Source organism: Paenibacillus amylolyticus, from assembly GCF_047302515.1.
Taxonomy (GTDB): domain Bacteria; phylum Bacillota; class Bacilli; order Paenibacillales; family Paenibacillaceae; genus Paenibacillus; species Paenibacillus amylolyticus_G.
On record NZ_CP168019.1, the window covers coordinates 3,504,751 to 3,521,540 of the forward strand.

A 16,790-nucleotide genomic window follows, 5' to 3' on the forward strand; every position below is an offset into this window, starting at 1 on the left:
ATCATTCCTCCTTTCCCCAAATCTAATCCCTGCTAATCACTTCAACGCACTTGCCGTTGCTTCGAGCGTTTCAAGACTGTTCACATTGTACAGTTTTACGGTTTTATCTGTTTTTTTAATCAAACCGGTCAATACACTGCCAGATCCAATCTCGATGAACGTATCCACGCCTTGCTCAATAAGCCATGTCACACTGTCTTCCCATAATACAGGAGAATAGACCTGAGCTGTCAACAAATCCTGAACCTGTCCATCCTCTGTAGGTCTTGCAGTCACATTAGCGACTACAGGGACCGCTGCCGGTGAGAACGTAACGGTTTTCAGTTTCTCTGCCAGCTTCTCAGCTGCACCCTTCATCAATGAAGAGTGGAACGGACCGCTTACTTCCAATGCAATGGCGCGTTTACCACCTGCTTCTTTCACTCGTTCCGAGACAGCAGCTACGCCTTCCTTCACACCAGAAATGACGATTTGTCCCGGACAATTAATGTTGGCAAGTTCAACCGCATGGCCACTTTCAGATACGTCACGGCAAAGCACCCCCAGCGCTTCCCGATCCGCACCCAACACAGCAGCCATCGCTCCTTGTCCACCCGGTACTGCCTGTTCCATATACTGACCACGTGCCCGCACAGTGCTCACTGCGTCAGCAAACGAAAGAACGCCCGCTGCCACCAGTGCACTGTATTCTCCCAGACTGTGTCCAGCCGTATAGTCAGGCTGAATTCCTTTTTCTTTGAAAGCTTCTAGCAAGGCAATACTTGCTGTCAAAAGAGCCGGTTGTGTATTTGATGTCTGTTTCAACTCGGTCTCCGGTCCTTCAAATACAAGGTTGCTCAGCGAGAAACCCAATGTTTCATCTGCTGTGCGAAAAATCTCGGTTGCCGCAGGCACGGACTCATACGCGTCCTTGGCCATGCCTACAGCCTGTGATCCCTGTCCGGGAAATACAAATGCTATTTTACCCATCTCATTCATCTCCCAGATGTCTATTTTACCAAACGAGTACCGATGCACCCCATGTCAAACCGCCACCGAATCCAACCATCAGAACGGTATCTCCGGCTTTCATGCGACCTTCCTCCGCTGCTTCCACCAGAGCAAGCGGGATGGAAGCAGCAGATGTGTTTGCATACTTATCCACGTTGACTACAACCTTTTCTTCAGGAAGTTCAAGGCGTTGCATCGCAGATTGGATAATCCGAATATTCGCTTGGTGAGGAACAAACAGATCCACATCCGTACGCTCCATACCAGCCTTGCGTAATACCTCAATGGTAGCCGTCCCCATGACACGTACCGCAAACTTAAACACTTCACGACCGTTCATGTTGATGTAATGTTTTTTATTTTCAACGGTCTCTGCAGTAGCAGGCAGTCGGGAACCGCCGCCTTCCATCTGAAGAAGACTACCGCCAGCACCTTCGGCACCGAGATCGAATGCTTTGAATCCGCGACCTTCCGGAACTTCACCAACAACTACCGCCCCTGCTCCATCACCAAAGAGGACACAAGTGTTACGGTCTGTATAATCCGTAATACGAGACAAGCAGTCCGCACCAATGACAAGTGCATTGTTGTACATACCGCTTTGGATGAAGCTCGTAGCACTAGCCAAACCGTATACAAATCCGGAACAAGCAGCCGACAGATCAAATGCCGCGGCACCTTTTGCACCCAATTTGTCCTGCAAGATGCAGGCTGTCGATGGGAACGAAGAATCCGGAGTAATGGTTGCAACAATAATCAGATCAAGATCACTGCCCGTCATGCCTGCAGATTCAAGGGCTTTAATAGCCGCTTCATATGCCAGATCAGAAGTTGCCTGATCCGGTGCAGCGATGTGACGCTCTTTGATTCCTGTACGACTGACGATCCACTCGTCATTGGTATCGACCATTTTCTCCAGATCGCTATTTGTCAAAATTTTCTCAGGCACATATTTCCCTGTACCAATAATCCCTACTGGGCGCAAATTATTCATATCGTCACTCACTTCCCGCTAATTTCCTTAGATATGCTCTCTACCAGCTGATTCTGCACTGCAATCCGAGCTTGGCGCACAGCATTTTTGATGGCATTGCCATCAGCAGATCCATGACTTTTCACAACTAGTCTGCTCAAACCGAGGAGTGGCGCTCCGCCATGCTCCGTATAATCCAGCTTTCGTTTCAACCCACGCAGCTCAGGCATTAGTACAGCTGCAGCCAGTTTACTTTTGAGAGAAGATGAAAATTGTTCCTTAAGCAAGGCGAAAATGGCACCTGCTGTGCCTTCCAGCGACTTCAGCAGTATATTTCCTGCAAAACCGTCACATACAAGCACATCACAAGCACCAGTCAGCACATCACGTGCCTCAACATTACCGACAAAACGAATTGGGAGTTGTTCCAGTAAAGGGTATGCATGTTTGGTTAACTCATTTCCCTTGCCTGGCTCTGTTCCTACATTGAGCAAGCCCACTCGTGGGGACTGAATGCCCTGTACTTTTTGCCGATACAAACTGCCCATCAGGCCATATTGTGCAAGGTGCTCCGGTTTGGCATCCATATTCGCTCCTAGATCCAGCGCAAGCACACCTACATCATCAATCGTTGGAATCATAGGCGCAAGCGCAGGACGTTCAATGCCTGCCATGCGACCTACAACAAGCAACCCCGCTGTCATGAGCGCTCCAGTATTGCCCGCCGAGATCATCGCGTCCGCTTCGCCCTCTTTCAGCATGCGGCCTGCGACCACCATGGAGGCATCCTTCTTGCGACGCACTGCTTTGACGGGTTCATCATCCGAACCAATAACTTCGGAAGCATGCCGGACCGTAAGATTGGCAGGTCTAACACCTGACTGACTCAAAAGAGGTTCCAGCTTGGCTTCATCGCCGATCAGGACGATCTGTGTATCCGCCCATTCCGTGGCTGCGGCAATCGCACCTTCTACCGTTGATGCAGGTGCATTGTCGCCTCCCATGGCATCAATGACGATTTTCATTCCAAATGACCTCCTTCTCCGCTGTCTTCTCCACCTGAATGGTAGATTACAAAGTTGCCTTGAAACACCATTTCTTCACCTACATAAGTGAATACTTCCACTTTGGCTTTGCCCTTTTGACCCGGGATCGATCTCACATAAGCCTTTGCAATACATTTCTCTCCCAAATGAACCGAACGGACAAAGCGAATGTCTGCTGATGCAGTCAACGCGATCTCGTCATTAATAATCGCTACAGCCAAGGAGTTGGCCTGTGCAAAGACATAGTGTCCGCGTGCAATCCCTGTTCTGGAAAACACATGTTCTTCCTTAATCTCAAACAGGGAAATCCCGCTCTTATCCAGTTGCAGATCCACAATATCACCGATAATCTCATGCAAGGGCAACGAGCGTACCTGATCATACGAGAGCTCTGCCATCAGTTTCATCCGCTCCCGAAGTTCGGGTATTCCAAGTTCCAGCCTGTCAAGACGAATCGTCTGAATACTCACCTTCAATTGGCGTGTAAGTTCCTGATCCGTCACAAACGGGTTCTCTTCTATCATTCTGGTTAACTGCTGTTGCCTCTGTCTCTTCGGTACACGTTCGATGCCTGACACCCCCCGCTGTATCGTTTACGGAACCGTCCCGTCCGGCCAGTTCAACCATTCTTTCGTGTTGCTTCTATAGTTGCATCCCTGGTCACCAGGGTCGTTCTCAAACGGATTATGGTTCATCTATATGTAACGTCAAATCTTAGAACCTGGTACTAAACTATAGTATATCTCATCCCGTGTCAAAAAGAAAGACTGGCCTAACAAAAACAATTCACCCTTCTGGTGCAAGGATTTCATGCTTGTTAGCTCACTCTACCTACACTCTCTAATCCAAAAAAAGTAGCACCTCATCGAAATGAAGTGCTACTTAATGTCCAACTATTATTGAGAGATGATCTCTCTTGCTTTGTACGTTCCGCACACTTTGCACACGTGGTGACTAAGTTTAAGTTCGCCACATTGTTCACATTTCACCATGCCCGGTACAGCCAATTTAAAGTGAGTGCGACGTTTGTCGCGACGCGTCTTGGACGTTCTCCGTTGAGGTACTGCCATTATTCCCACCTCCTTATCAAAATCAACCTTTGCAGGTAGTCTTAAAATGTTCGATTTTCAATCATGCTCATTTAAAAAAATCCTTGAGCCCTGCAAGCCGCGGATCAATAACCTCGTTATCACAACCGCAGTCACCTTCGTTCAGCTCATGGCCACACTTGGGGCATAACCCTTTGCATGTATCGCTACATAGCGGTATAAACGGAAGATCCAGCAGAAAAGCTTCCTCGGCATAACCCTTCAGATCAACGCTATCTCCATCCACATAGAGCGTATCATCGTCTTCGTGTAATCCCTCTGGCTGTTTTCCCTGCTTGAATTGCTCATGAAAATCAATATGAAAATGTTCATTGATCGGCTTAAGACAACGGGAGCACAACATGTCCACTCCTACAGTCAGCTTGCCATGAACATCCACAACGTCACCTTCTCTGAATTCTGCAGATAAGTCCGCAGTCAGCGGGGTAACGGCTGTGATATCTTGTCGGTTAGAAACCAGTTCCTTGATTTCCCACTGTTCGTTAAACTTCAGGGGACCATCACTGGTAGCCACTTTACGAAATGGCATTAACATTTCCATCACTCCAAACGAAACCAATTTCATAATTCGTATCAAACGTATCACGACAGTTATACAGGTCAAGCCTGCTTTTGTAAAGCAATAAATCCTGACTGTATGTATTCTGACGAATCTTCGTTAAAAGTATTATGAAATTGACTTAACAAACAAAAATCATTATACCGATTTTTCAAGACGTTTGTCAACACTTTTAACTTTACACCCTATTTTAAAACCAATGGCCCAGAACCGTTTACTCCATCTGGTCTATTATAGACTCACTTCAAGATAAACTACAAGTCGTCATTTTAATTGTAGTTCCTTGCAAATAGCGGTCACATTTCCTTAACGTTTAGTGTGATCTATATCACACAGACCCGCTTGTCCCCTATCTATACTTGCTATAAACCGAAGCATGATCAGCTCCATGACCGATTTATTATCCAACTATTTCATATCATATCGGGAGGGAAAATGTATGTTAAGCGAGTACACAATTAGAGTCATTAAATCTACAGTACCCGTACTTGAAGTCCACGGCGAAGCGATCACACGCCATTTCTATGAAACGATGTTCGTAGCTCATCCGGAACTACTGAATATTTTCAATCATGCAAATCAGAAACAGGGACGACAGCAAGCCGCCCTCGCCAATATGGTATACACCGCTGCCCTGCATATCGATAATCTGTCCTCCATTCTGCCTGCCGTCCGGCAAGTTGCACATAAACATCGCAGTCTGGGTATCGTTCCCGAGCAATATGTGATTGTTGGCACCTATCTGCTTCAAGCCATCAAAGATGTACTTGGAGACGCGGCAACGGATGAAATTATCACGGCGTGGGGTGAAGCCTACAATGTCATTGCAGACGCCTTTATCGGGATCGAACAGAACATGTATACGGAAGCGGAAAACCAGACGGGTGACTGGGAAGGGTTCCGTACCTTCAAAGTTGCCAAGAAAGTGCAGGAAAGTGAAATCATCACCTCCTTTTACCTCGTTCCAGACGATGGTCAGCCCATTGCCAGTTATGAACCAGGACAATACATCAGTATCAAAATCAAACCAGAGGCACAGTCATTTACCCAGATTCGTCAGTATAGCCTTTCAGATACCCCGGGTAAACCCTACTATCGCATTTCCGTTAAACGTGAGCGAGGTGTATTAGAGCGCCCTGACGGAGTTATATCCACGTATCTCCACGATCACATTGAAGAAGGCAGTCTGGTGGAGCTATCCGCTCCTGCTGGGGACTTCACGCTGAATGCAGACGATAAACGACCTGTTGTTCTCCTGAGTGGTGGTGTCGGTCTAACGCCCATGATCAGTATGTTAAATACGCTGGTTAACTTGAATGAAAATCGCAACATTACATTTTTGCATGCAAGTCCCAATGGTCAATCGCACGCGTTCCGTGATCATGTGAACAGTCTGGCCAAACGCAATCAGGGCGTTAAAGCTTATTATTGTTATACTCAACCTGAGAATGCTGATCGTGAAAATGAGTGTTTTCATAAGGAAGGTTATATGGATGCGGTCTGGCTTCGTCAAGTGATTGATGAACTGGATTCCACTTATTATCTGTGCGGACCGGTTTCGTTCATGCGGGCAGTGTATACGGAACTTCAGGCGCTTGGTGTTGCATCGGACAACATTCATTATGAATTTTTTGGGCCGAAAGCAAGTCTATCTCCCACGCCGGAAAGTGTCTAAGCGTGCTGATTTATTAAGTTGAAGAGGTCGTTCTCCGATTATCGAAAATGTGTAATATACAATAGATTTGCAGGCACAGTCTGACATTCGTTGATGTTGGATTTGTGCCTTTTTCTTGTCTGAATTGGTGCATGATTTGATCTAATACATGACATCCCCTATGATGGAATGGATGTTATACATACTCGGTTATCCAATCGAAAGGAGTACGTCTAATCATGAAAGCCGTAGGCGTCATTGTTGAATATAACCCCTTGCACAATGGGCATGTCTATCATTTGCAAGAAGCACGGCGGCTAAGCGGCGCAGACGCCGTTGTTGCGGTCATGAGCGGCCCTTTTCTCCAGCGTGGCGAACCCGCCATCGTGGGTAAAAGGGCGCGCACCGAGATGGCGCTGCACGCAGGCGCGGATCTCGTGCTTGAACTGCCGGTGGCTTACGCAGTCCAACCGGCCGAGTGGTTTGCCTTCGGTGCGGTCTCGCTGCTGCACCGCACCGGCGTTGTGGACTCGCTCTGCTTTGGCAGCGAGTCCGGCGACCTGGACAGCCTGCAGCGCATTGCGCGCGTGCTGGCTGTGGAGCCCGCAGGGATGCGCGAGGACATCGCGCGCCGCCTGCGGGAAGGCGCCAGCTACCCCGCCGCGTACGCAGGCGCGGCGGCGGCGCTGGCGCCCGGCGGCGTCGATGCTCACGACGCCGCTGCACTGCTGGAGCAGCCCAACAATTCGCTTGGGCTGCACTACCTGATCGCGCTGCAACGACTTGGCAGCGCGATCCAGCCCTTTACGGCGGCGCGTACCGGTGCCGCGTATCATGAGGCGACGCCCGGGCCGGGGGCGATCGCCAGTGCCACAGCCGTCCGCCGCCTGCTGATGGCGGACGGACCCAACGCCGCCGCGCCATACGTGCCGGCGGCAACCCTTGCCATTCTGCATCGCGAATGGCAGGAAGGGCGCGCTCCCATACACTGGGAGCGCTTTGCGCAGCCGCTGTTGCACCTTGCGGCCACCCGCCGCGCCTCCGAGCTGGAACGCATCGCCGAAGTCACGGAAGGCCTGGAACACCGGCTGAGCCGTGCACTCGCTCAGCTCCCGGAGCCTTCAGTCGAAGCACTCCTGAATGCAATGAAGACCAAACGATACACACGCACCAAACTCCAGCGTATGCTCGCCCACTTGCTCCTGAATCACACCAAAGCCGAGTGTTCACCAGAGCAATTGGCTGCCGGACCTGGATATCTCCGAGTCCTCGGATTTAATACTCAAGGGCAGAGCCTACTTAAACAAATGAAGAAGACTGCGTCGCTTCCTGTTGTACTGAAACCGTCGACGTTCACACACAATCAACTTGAACTGGATATACAAGCTCAGGTTGCGTATGGGCTCGCTTGGGAGCATAAGGACACACGCAAGATGTTCAGTGACTACTATGAGTCGCCTGTGAGACTGTAATCCGCTTTTGACCATAAGGCTTCATCTCTATAGAGCTTTTTATTCCATCATCAAACAGATCATTGATATCCACTATTCCACACTCAACTATACAATTGAAATATCCCCTTGCTGCGCGCCGCTCAGGCACCTCGCAACAAGGGGATTTCCTTATTCACTTCTCTTATTCTCTTCTCTTGTTCTCTTAATTCTTGTTCTCTTATAACTTTTGGGTATCTCTACCCCTTTAGGTCTAGTGAGTCTGTTGATCTTCTCAAATCTCTTGATCACACTTCATTCCACTGTAATCAATTATTCCGATTTCATCCGTTCTTTATCCATCCGGTTCAACGTTGGCTCGATCTCTTCCCGCCCGTTTAAAATCCTATGATTTTACGGACAAGGTTTTCAAATAAGCCAGCGCATCATCCACCGTGCTCACAGGCACAAGTTTCATTTTGGTGCCGATCTGTTCAGCCTTGGCTGCTGCTTCCTTATAGTTATCCTTCGGCACAAAGAATATCTCTGCTTCTTTCCGATCAGCGGCTACAATCTTGTGTACTACACCACCAATGGCACCCACCACACCGTCCTTGGTAATGGTGCCTGTACCCGCAATTCGATGCCCCTTGGTCAGATCTCCAGGTGTTAACTGGTTATAGATCTCCAACGTAAACATCAAGCCGGCAGACGGGCCACCAACCTGAGTGTCGGTAAAGGAGATCTGTTTGTCTGGCTCTTCAGCTTTCACCTTCTGAACCGTACCAATCATTACTCCGAGTCCCGGGCGGGTTTCACCCGTTTTACTGTCTTTTACCTGAATCAGTTTCACGTCCCGGCTAATGGTCTCTCCACCACGTTCCAGTTGCATTTCAACCGTATCTCCGACCTTTTTATCTTTTAACTCGGCAGAAAGCACGGTATTATCCGGCGTAGCTGTTCCGTTCACTCCCAGAATGATATCTCCCGGAGCAATGTCTCCTTCCGGTTTTGGATCTTCGGACAGTCCAAATACAAAGATATGTTCAGGTACAATAGAGTAAGTCACACCAGCCTGCTCATATGCAGCCTCCATTGCGGAGGATTGTGAGTCACTCATGAACCACACCTGTTCGGCAGAGTATTCCGCTTCGCTTTTGCCGCGCAGTCGGTCTTCCTTTTTATCCACTTGAGCATTTTTATTGAACAGAGAGGTTCCTAGCAAAAACACATTGGCATATGTTGCCGACACGGTTGTCATCATGAACACACCGTGTTCTTCCTGGTCTCCACCCTTAACGGTTACCATTGGTTTTACTTCATCTGCACTGCCAGGCATATATATGATATACGGCGTTGGCATGTACACGGCAACATAGACGACCAGAGCCACCACGATCACAAAGATCGAAGCTCTGAATCCGCCAGATTTCCGAATCCGATTCATCGCATGAGCCTCCGTTCTTTGTATCTCTATATAAGCTGAACTCTACACTAATCAGCGATCGTAATTCCATCTTGTTTAATCATTTTTTTCAAGTCTAACACTCTGGTCCTTGTGCATACAATGGTACAGGCCGGATAGGCCGCTGTATACAATAGCCTGTCCGGTCAAGGCCGAACCGCCCTTCGGGCGTCATTCGGCCGTCCATAACGATTCAGATGCCAAATCGGCGTTATCTGATATGAGGTGAAACGATGACATTACAGAGCGAGGTTAGAGATTCTGGCCCGTTACGAACGATAATGCTAAGTACCGGCGCTTTAATGTTGGTCATTGCGGTAGTTGCTTCCCCCAAAGAAGCATTTGATGCCTCTATTCAAGGTCTGGATATATGGTGGAAAATCATCTTCCCTGCCATGCTCCCGTTCCTCATGTTATCCCAAATGCTCACTGCGTCTGGTTTCACCCACGCGATCGGCGCCTTGCTCGGACCGTTAATGCAACGCTGGTTCAGACTTCCAGGCAACGCAGGTCTGGCAATTGCCGTTGGCATGTGCGGCGGATTCCCCGCAGGAGCAGATGCGGTATCCCGTTTATTTCAGGATAGACAAATTACCGCCAAGCAGGCGGTTGTCCTTGCGGCGGCATCTCATTTTGCCAATCCAATGATGATCATACTGGTCGTTGGTGCTGCTTTTCTTCACCAGCCAGCGGCCGGATATTTTCTACTCGTGGTCCACTGGATCAGCGGCTGGATTGCTGCCATTCTTGCCACACGTCTCCTGCCAGCACCGGGTAACCAGAAAGACAGAGTTAGCTCGACAGCCGTACAAGCAGATAACAGCTCTCTTGATTCTCAGCCTGCAAGTCCTACAAGTTCCACAGCTCGCTCATCTGCACCCCACCACGCAACGAACAAACGACGCAGTATATGGTCTGATATGATGATTGCAGCGAGGGAAGCCCATCGTCGTGATGGAAGAGGATTTGGCAAACTTCTCGGTGACACCGTATCCCAAGCTGTGCAGACCTTAATGATGACTGGGGGATACATGATCGGTTTTGCCGTATTTATCCGGTTGGTCTCCCTTTATCTAACTCCTGGGTCCTCTGCTGCGCTGTGGCCAGCCTTCTTCGAGCTTCACCTCGGCACCTATCATTTGAGCCAGACTTCATTAACACCCATGCTGCTCATGTCTCTACTTGCAGCCGTTCTGGGATGGGGTGGTTTATGCTCCCATCTGCAAGTCTCTGCTGTCTTGAAAACAACTGGTCCGGGCAGCAAATCGATGTTGTACTTTGCTGGAGTTCGTCTGACTCATGGATTAATCGCCTTTTTCATCAGTCTGTTCCTATGGATGCCGTTCAGCCGTTATAGCACAGAAGTCTGGACCACATTACAGACGAATGCAGAGCAGGACCTCTCAACACCATTCGGTTGGCTATTCATACATAGTCCAGGTAACACATACACGATCAACACCATTTGGAGTGTCTTCCCTGCTGCATGCATGGGTCTTGCGTTACTTCTTGCAGTCATGGTTAGTCTATCAGGTCTTACCTTCTGGTTTAACCGCCGGTTTTCTCGCTGATTTTCTGACGGAGCGCAGCTTCCACTTCAGGTGAGACAAGATCTGTAACATCTCCATGATAATGAGCGATTTCTTTGACGATGCTGGAACTTAAATAGGAATACTTCGGATTTGTCATCATAAATATGGTTTCCGCATCCGGGTTCAACTTGCTATTGGTCGACGCCAATTGCAACTCGTATTCAAAATCAGTTACCGAGCGTATACCACGAACGATGACCTGAGCTTCCTTTTGCCGGACGTAATTGGCTGTCAGATCGCGGAAACTGTCCACTTCGACATTCGGTAGATGGCGGGTTACTTCCGTAATCAGTTCCTTGCGTTCCTCCACCGTAAACAGCGGATTTTTGCTCATATTGTTCAACACAGCCACAATGACGCGATCAAATTGCTTCGACGCTCTGGCGATAATATCCAGATGCCCCATCGTTACGGGATCAAAACTTCCAGGATATACGGCGATCCGTTCCTGTCGATGTATCATTTCAGTCATGAGGAGCCTCCTCTTCCGGTGTAATGGATTCTCCATCTTCAACTGCTTCTGGCGCATAATAATAGATGGATACTGCCGTCTCCCCATACAAAGCCTTGCGCGTTTGTTCAAACGGGCCGAATTGCTCAGGGTAATCATGTTTGGATTCATATTCAAGCACGATGGTTGCTTCGGGTTCCAAAAGTTCCAGTTCGTGCATGGTTAGCATCAACTCGTGCCCGTTCTTCATGCGATATGGCGGGTCGAGAAACACCAGATCAAACGTTGTGCCTCGTTTGGCGAGTGCCTTCAATGCCCGACCTGCATCATTACGATATACAGCCGCCTGGTCTTCCAGCTTGGTTGCCTTCAGATTCAAGCGGATAACTTCAATACTTTTCGATTCCAAATCAACAAAAACAGCCTTGTCCATGCCGCGGCTCAGCGCCTCAATACCGAGACCTCCACTGCCTGCAAACAGATCCAATGCTGTGCCGCCCTCAAAATAAGGACCAACCATGCTAAATAACGCTTCCTTCACCTTGTCGGTGGTCGGCCGCGTACCCGTGCCAGGAACAGCCTTCAGCGGCCTGCCTTTTGCACTCCCAGATACCACTCTCACTTGACGAGTCACCTTTTCTCTATGTAAGTTTATTGATACGACTATCGTACCACACTCGGGTTCAGTTTGAAAAATGTGGGGTCTTCATTTCCCTTGGAAAATTGTTGACGAATTGTTGACGCATATGTATAAAAAGGAAACAATCGGGCGATTCTATAATTATCGACATCACAAGTGTCGTAGACAACCGCGGAGAAGACTTACGTTTCCCCATAAGCTCTTCGTCCGGTTTCTCCTCTCCCATGAAAAAGAAGCTCTCGAAAGAGGGCTTCTTTTTGTTGTTTATGTTTTCATTTATTTTGCTAGTTATACTTTTCTTCAAATTCACTTATGTCGGCTTGCTCTTCGGTCTGCAACCATCCAATCTCCCTCAGCCACATGCCCATATCTGCGATAAACTCATTCACGTTTAGATGTTCAATCTTGTACTTCGGGATCTTTTCACTCAAAAAAGCATAAAACTCATGGCTTAAGACATACCGTTGTTTGCTTTTGCTTAATGCCTTATACCGATCCTCGCTGACAACCAGATCAAAATAGATGACATTCTCCTTCTTCACATGCCTGACCGTGGACCTTCTCTCGTATTCCTCAGGGAGACACCTGAAAACAAAGAATAGTTCAATATCAACTATTTGATATTTGCTTTCTGCTTGATCAAAAACAGGCTGCAACTCATCCGATAGATTGGCAACCCGCGTTAAACCTGAAGTATCTATCGATTTGCCAATAATCATAATTGAACTCCTCCCTATTCATTTTCACCATTCATAATGCAACTAAAAAAGGTTGACTAGTGATGTAATCTCCGTCAACCTTTCCTATGTTCATCCTTCTTGTGCCTTACCCCAACATAGCAAGATCTTACGAGTTCAGCTCTCGATGTTTTCGATTGGAAAGTCGTAAATTGATCAATGGAATGATAAGTAAAACAACCGGCAAGAGAAGATTTATCGAACCCGTCTTAATCATCATGAAGGTAATAAACAGCACGGCGAGCCAGGTTATAATCTCCATCATTTCATATTTGGTTAACGTCAGCTTGAAAGCTTTTTTCGAAATGAAACGAATCAAGAAATAAGCGATCAAGCTATAGAACAGGACCATTCCCAAGATAGCAACAAGGATTATGAGGTACATATCCACCATAAAAATCTCACCCGACTCTTATATATTTTCCTTAATTTTACCATATAAGCAATAGGGTGTCATTCCAAATTCCGCACCAGCGTTCCTTCAAGACTGCGATTTACGCTTTACTTCTCTTCTACAACAATCGTTGCATTATAGATCACAACACGTTTCCCATTGAGATCAAATAATACTTTATTGCCGTATTCCGTATCTTCCACGTCAATTTTGCCATCATAGGTCTGAATCAATTCACCATTGTTGCTGTACACTTTAACAACCCTCTCCAGGCCACCCGAGTTATTGGACCTCATCGTTTTGAGTGCACGTTCACCTGAAGCGGTATTGAAATACCATATGAAACATCCAACTATGATGCCCAAGAAGACTAACACCGTCACCCATATACCTGTCTTTGCTTTTTTACTCATCTTGAACCCCCCTCTTATGTTTCCTGTCTCGTACATTACGAGGTTGGAGAGAGAACGGTTTCATACAATGCCTCTCAAGCTGTTCGTTGACATAACAAAACAGAGGCCTCCGATGAGCGAAGACCTCTGTTCTTTATAGTATACATTCTTTATTCTGTACGATCCTTTACTTACAATGCACGAATGACAAATTCAAATGTCAGTTCGCCGTCTGAAGGGATCAGGTATTCCGGATGAACCGGAGCACCCCAGCTGTCATCACCGCCAACACCCATTTGTTTACCCGCTACAGTCACGACCGTATAGTGTACAGGAGGCAATTCGTACGCATGTTGTGCATTCTCTAGCTCAGATGCCGTATATGGTGATACATTCAGCTCAACCGGGGTTCCGGATGCTTCAATTTTGAAGCCACGTCCAGCGTTGTCAGTCAATTTCGCCCAACGCACCCCAGTGCGGTTACCTGATTCCTGTGGTACCAGATATGGAGCCATAGTATCAGCTACCTTGCTGCCGTGGATACCGAGACGTGCGCCAAATGCGCGATCTGCATAGTTTTCTTCGGGTCCCATCGCGAGCCATTCCACGTTTTCGAAGTCAGGTGATGTTCTGAAGGACAATGCATGAATTGGCAGGTTTGGCAATCCGGCTGTACCTTTGTACGTATTATGCACACGTACGCTTCCATCTGCATGAACGGTATATACCACTTTCACTAGTACATCCTCCGAAATGTTGAGCTTGTACGTAAATTCGATCCGGTATTGATCCGGTTTCTGTTCCGCTTTCCACTCTACAGAACGTGGCATCAGGCTCGCTGCATACCAGGCGCCCAGTTCGAAGCCCATCGCCATACCTTTGTCATTATCCGTCATTGCACGCCAGAAGAGCGGTGTAGGTGGTACAGCAATCGTCTCACGACCAGACAATTTCAGGGAAACCAGTGTCCCAAACTGTTTGGAGAATAGCGCATGTGTCTTGCCAGCACGAACACCGATGTTAACGTCACCTTCGATAACTTGTACATCACTTACAAGGTTCAAGTCGACTTCAACTGCATCATTCACCTGATCCTGTGTGAAAATAAACTGTCCAAATGCCACTTCTTCGCCTTTGTCAGCCCACATTGTAGCTTCTTTTAACACAAATGCAGTGTTCACAGCGTACTCGGCGCCAGCCAGAGCTTCTGCACCCAGCGGAAGTTTCACTACCGTCTCGCTTTGGGCATCCACGTTCACTTCCAATGTTCCACGCAACACTTCATGTCCCTCGCGCTCCAGGCTGTATACCAGTTCCAGCGCAGATGTATCTGCGAACAGATTACCGTTCACAATTTTAACACCTTCACGATCCGGGAACAGCTTGATGTTCTGGTAAAGGAATTTGACCTCCTGCATTTTCGCAGTTACTTTACGGTCAGCATGGACGATACCGTTGCCACAGAACGAATAGTCTGATGGACGATCACCAAAATCTCCACCATAAGCGAGGAACTCTTTGCCGTAACGATCTTTTTTATAAATGGATTGGTCGATGTAATCCCAGATGAATCCACCTTGATACATCGGATATTTGTCTTCCAACTCCGTATATTTGTGCATACCACCAATAGAGTTACCCATGGCATGCATGTACTCACAGCTTATATACGGCTTGGTCGGGTTTGCATTCAGGAATTCCTCAATATCCGCCGGTTTGGCATACATGCGGGTCTCCATATCACTTGTCTCATCGAAACGACGATCATGGAATACACCTTCATAATGTACCAGACGTGTTGGATCAGCCGATTTGAAGTATTGGGATACTTTGTAGATGACTTCACCACCATGTGATTCATTACCACAAGACCAGATCAGAATGGACGGATGGTTTTTGTCACGCTCCACCATGGATACAGCGCGGTCCATAACGATATCATGCCATTCCGGTTTGTCACCTGGAATAACCCATGAAGGCTCAACAGCACCAAGTTTCTGCCAAGATCCGTGTGTCTCCAGGTTCATCTCGTCAATAACATAAAGTCCGTATTCATCACACAACTCATACCAAAGACTTTGGTTTGGATAGTGTGACGTACGTACGGCATTCATGTTGTTCTGTTTGATGGTACGAACATCCCACAGCATATCTTCCTTCGTAACCGCACGTCCACGACGCGGGTTGAACTCATGACGATTCACACCTTTGAATACGATACGTTTACCGTTGATGTGCATTACTTTATCAATCATTTCAAATGTCCGGAAACCAACGGCTTGAGGAACTACCTCAACCAGTGTACCCGCAGCATCATATACACGAATATAGAGACGGTACAAGTATGGAATCTCTGCGCTCCACAGGTTCACTGTACCGATATCTTCACGAAGACTTACTTGTCCATCGTTAACCTTGGATTCAAACGTTTTAACGGTATTACCTTCACGATCACGAAGTTCAGCCTCTACTCGCGCTCCAGCAACCTCTTTTCCTTCCAGTTTCAAATCTAGTTGCAATGTACCGTTGGTATAAGACTTGTCCAGATCTGTGCGAACATGAACATCACGTACGTGTGCAGTTGGGACCGTATACAGATACACATCTCTGAAAATGCCGGAGAAACGCCAGAAATCCTGGTCTTCCAGCCAGCTGCCTGTGCTGCGTTGATACACCTCAACTGCGAGTTTGTTCTCTCCATCCTGAAGGAATGGCGTCAGGTCAAAGTCAGATGGCGTAAAGCTGTCTTCCCCGTATCCTACAAATTGTCCGTTAAGCCATACATAGAATGCAGACTCTACACCTTGGAAAGAAATATATACCGGATTCGACTCCCAACCTGTCGGCAGGTGGAATGTGCGAATGTAACTGCCAACCGGATTTTTATCCTGTGGTAATGCCGGTGGACGAATTTCGTTCAAGCCATCCCAAGGATATTGTGTATTTACATATTGAATCTGTCCGTATCCTTGAAGTTGGATATGCCCCGGAACTTCAATATCATCCCAGCCTTCACTGGAAAAATCGGATGTATAGAAAAACTCAGAACGGCTGTCTGGACGAATTGCATAGTTGAATTTCCACGTACCATTCAGATCATAACGCATGGACATCGCGCCTGAACCTACAGCCTCGTCCATTGTTTGGTAATAACGGTGATCGGAATAGGCATGAAGACGGTTCACCTCAAATACACTTACGTCCCCCAACCAGTTGATATCTGCCTTTGTTGCTTTCATCGGCTCTCTCTCCCTTTAAAACGTTATAGTTTGACTTATTCAAGGTTTACGCTGGATTTCCTTTTGCTTTACATAAACAAAAAAGACAGAGGTACGCCATAACAGCGCCCTCTCTTCTT

16 protein-coding genes are annotated in these 16,790 nt (G+C 47.6%); 3 read left to right on the top strand and 13 right to left on the bottom strand.

Features of this window, described 5'->3' with window-relative positions:
- Positions 1–36 precede the first annotated feature (36 nt).
- From fabD to ACDJ59_RS15045, 6 genes are all read right to left on the bottom strand, one after another.
- Entirely contained in the window at positions 37–969 is a 933-nt protein-coding gene (gene fabD, locus ACDJ59_RS15020) for an ACP S-malonyltransferase (RefSeq protein WP_413409662.1), read from the bottom strand.
- 25 nt (positions 970–994) lie between these two features.
- Entirely contained in the window at positions 995–1,984 is a 990-nt protein-coding gene (locus ACDJ59_RS15025) for a beta-ketoacyl-ACP synthase III (RefSeq protein WP_036610885.1), read from the bottom strand.
- A gap of 8 nt (positions 1,985–1,992) precedes the next feature.
- Entirely contained in the window at positions 1,993–2,988 is a 996-nt protein-coding gene (gene plsX / locus ACDJ59_RS15030) for a phosphate acyltransferase PlsX (RefSeq protein ID WP_413409663.1), read from the bottom strand.
- On the bottom strand, positions 2,985–3,533 hold the full coding sequence (fapR, locus tag ACDJ59_RS15035) for a transcription factor FapR (protein WP_047842457.1): 549 nt from the start codon (positions 3,531–3,533) through the stop codon (positions 2,985–2,987). The genes plsX and fapR overlap by 4 nt, the downstream gene beginning before the upstream one ends.
- 372 nt (positions 3,534–3,905) lie before the next feature.
- Positions 3,906–4,079 carry a 50S ribosomal protein L32 gene (rpmF, locus tag ACDJ59_RS15040; protein ID WP_017689233.1) on the bottom strand — a complete coding sequence of 58 codons (174 nt, stop codon included), beginning with the start codon at positions 4,077–4,079 and terminating at the stop codon, positions 3,906–3,908.
- Between the two features lie 67 nt (positions 4,080–4,146).
- Complete coding sequence (locus ACDJ59_RS15045) at positions 4,147–4,653, bottom strand: YceD family protein (RefSeq protein ID WP_036609465.1); 507 nt, start codon at positions 4,651–4,653, stop codon at positions 4,147–4,149.
- A gap of 463 nt (positions 4,654–5,116) precedes the next feature.
- Between ACDJ59_RS15045 and hmpA the strand changes: the two genes are divergently transcribed.
- Both hmpA and ACDJ59_RS15055 read left to right on the top strand, forming a co-directional pair.
- The gene (gene hmpA / locus ACDJ59_RS15050) at positions 5,117–6,352 is read left to right on the top strand and encodes an NO-inducible flavohemoprotein (protein ID WP_413409665.1); all 1,236 of its coding nucleotides are present in this window, start codon (positions 5,117–5,119) and stop codon (positions 6,350–6,352) included.
- 218 nt (positions 6,353–6,570) lie between these two features.
- Positions 6,571–7,803 (top strand): nucleotidyltransferase, encoded by a 1,233-nt coding sequence (locus tag ACDJ59_RS15055; protein ID WP_413409666.1) that lies wholly within the window; start codon positions 6,571–6,573, stop codon positions 7,801–7,803.
- Positions 7,804–8,167: 364 nt separating this feature from the next.
- Here ACDJ59_RS15055 and ACDJ59_RS15060 read toward each other — a convergent pair whose 3' ends face one another.
- Positions 8,168–9,208: a SepM family pheromone-processing serine protease gene (locus ACDJ59_RS15060; protein ID WP_413409667.1), complete on the bottom strand. Its 1,041-nt coding sequence runs from the start codon at positions 9,206–9,208 to the stop codon at positions 8,168–8,170.
- Between the two features lie 251 nt (positions 9,209–9,459).
- Between ACDJ59_RS15060 and ACDJ59_RS15065 the strand changes: the two genes are divergently transcribed.
- Complete coding sequence (locus ACDJ59_RS15065; protein WP_413409669.1) at positions 9,460–10,797, top strand: nucleoside recognition domain-containing protein; 1,338 nt, start codon at positions 9,460–9,462, stop codon at positions 10,795–10,797.
- Here ACDJ59_RS15065 and coaD read toward each other — a convergent pair.
- The 6 genes from coaD to ACDJ59_RS15095 form a co-directional block, all read right to left on the bottom strand.
- Complete coding sequence (gene coaD / locus ACDJ59_RS15070; protein WP_085981453.1) at positions 10,775–11,281, bottom strand: pantetheine-phosphate adenylyltransferase; 507 nt, start codon at positions 11,279–11,281, stop codon at positions 10,775–10,777. The genes ACDJ59_RS15065 and coaD overlap by 23 nt on opposite strands.
- A gap of 1 nt (position 11,282) precedes the next feature.
- Positions 11,283–11,891, bottom strand: a complete 609-nt coding sequence (gene rsmD / locus ACDJ59_RS15075; protein WP_413409670.1) for a 16S rRNA (guanine(966)-N(2))-methyltransferase RsmD — start codon at positions 11,889–11,891, stop codon at positions 11,283–11,285.
- A gap of 302 nt (positions 11,892–12,193) precedes the next feature.
- Positions 12,194–12,628 carry a hypothetical protein gene (locus ACDJ59_RS15080; RefSeq protein WP_413403874.1) on the bottom strand — a complete coding sequence of 145 codons (435 nt, stop codon included), beginning with the start codon at positions 12,626–12,628 and terminating at the stop codon, positions 12,194–12,196.
- 127 nt (positions 12,629–12,755) lie between these two features.
- The gene (locus tag ACDJ59_RS15085; protein ID WP_413403876.1) at positions 12,756–12,998 is read right to left on the bottom strand and encodes a hypothetical protein; all 243 of its coding nucleotides are present in this window, start codon (positions 12,996–12,998) and stop codon (positions 12,756–12,758) included.
- 149 nt (positions 12,999–13,147) lie between these two features.
- On the bottom strand, positions 13,148–13,453 hold the full coding sequence (locus ACDJ59_RS15090; RefSeq protein ID WP_017689244.1) for a hypothetical protein: 306 nt from the start codon (positions 13,451–13,453) through the stop codon (positions 13,148–13,150).
- Positions 13,454–13,623: 170 nt separating this feature from the next.
- On the bottom strand, positions 13,624–16,671 hold the full coding sequence (locus ACDJ59_RS15095; RefSeq protein ID WP_413403878.1) for a glycoside hydrolase family 2 TIM barrel-domain containing protein: 3,048 nt from the start codon (positions 16,669–16,671) through the stop codon (positions 13,624–13,626).
- Positions 16,672–16,790 lie beyond the last annotated feature (119 nt).

What these genes read in the sequence shown, in the direction of transcription:
- fabD (WP_413409662.1), bottom strand. Translation starts at nt 969, where the DNA reads ATGGGTAAAATAGCATTTGTATTTCCCGGACAGGGATCACAGGCTGTA.
- ACDJ59_RS15025 (WP_036610885.1), bottom strand. Translation starts at nt 1,984, where the DNA reads ATGAATAATTTGCGCCCAGTAGGGATTATTGGTACAGGGAAATATGTG.
- plsX (WP_413409663.1), bottom strand. Translation starts at nt 2,988, where the DNA reads ATGAAAATCGTCATTGATGCCATGGGAGGCGACAATGCACCTGCATCA.
- fapR (WP_047842457.1), bottom strand. Translation starts at nt 3,533, where the DNA reads ATGATAGAAGAGAACCCGTTTGTGACGGATCAGGAACTTACACGCCAA.
- rpmF (WP_017689233.1), bottom strand. Translation starts at nt 4,079, where the DNA reads ATGGCAGTACCTCAACGGAGAACGTCCAAGACGCGTCGCGACAAACGT.
- ACDJ59_RS15045 (WP_036609465.1), bottom strand. Translation starts at nt 4,653, where the DNA reads ATGTTAATGCCATTTCGTAAAGTGGCTACCAGTGATGGTCCCCTGAAG.
- hmpA (WP_413409665.1), top strand. Translation starts at nt 5,117, where the DNA reads ATGTTAAGCGAGTACACAATTAGAGTCATTAAATCTACAGTACCCGTA.
- ACDJ59_RS15055 (WP_413409666.1), top strand. Translation starts at nt 6,571, where the DNA reads ATGAAAGCCGTAGGCGTCATTGTTGAATATAACCCCTTGCACAATGGG.
- ACDJ59_RS15060 (WP_413409667.1), bottom strand. Translation starts at nt 9,208, where the DNA reads ATGAATCGGATTCGGAAATCTGGCGGATTCAGAGCTTCGATCTTTGTG.
- ACDJ59_RS15065 (WP_413409669.1), top strand. Translation starts at nt 9,460, where the DNA reads ATGACATTACAGAGCGAGGTTAGAGATTCTGGCCCGTTACGAACGATA.
- coaD (WP_085981453.1), bottom strand. Translation starts at nt 11,281, where the DNA reads ATGATACATCGACAGGAACGGATCGCCGTATATCCTGGAAGTTTTGAT.
- ACDJ59_RS15080 (WP_413403874.1), bottom strand. Translation starts at nt 12,628, where the DNA reads ATGATTATTGGCAAATCGATAGATACTTCAGGTTTAACGCGGGTTGCC.
- ACDJ59_RS15085 (WP_413403876.1), bottom strand. Translation starts at nt 12,998, where the DNA reads ATGGTCCTGTTCTATAGCTTGATCGCTTATTTCTTGATTCGTTTCATT.
- ACDJ59_RS15090 (WP_017689244.1), bottom strand. Translation starts at nt 13,453, where the DNA reads ATGAGTAAAAAAGCAAAGACAGGTATATGGGTGACGGTGTTAGTCTTC.
- ACDJ59_RS15095 (WP_413403878.1), bottom strand. Translation starts at nt 16,671, where the DNA reads ATGAAAGCAACAAAGGCAGATATCAACTGGTTGGGGGACGTAAGTGTA.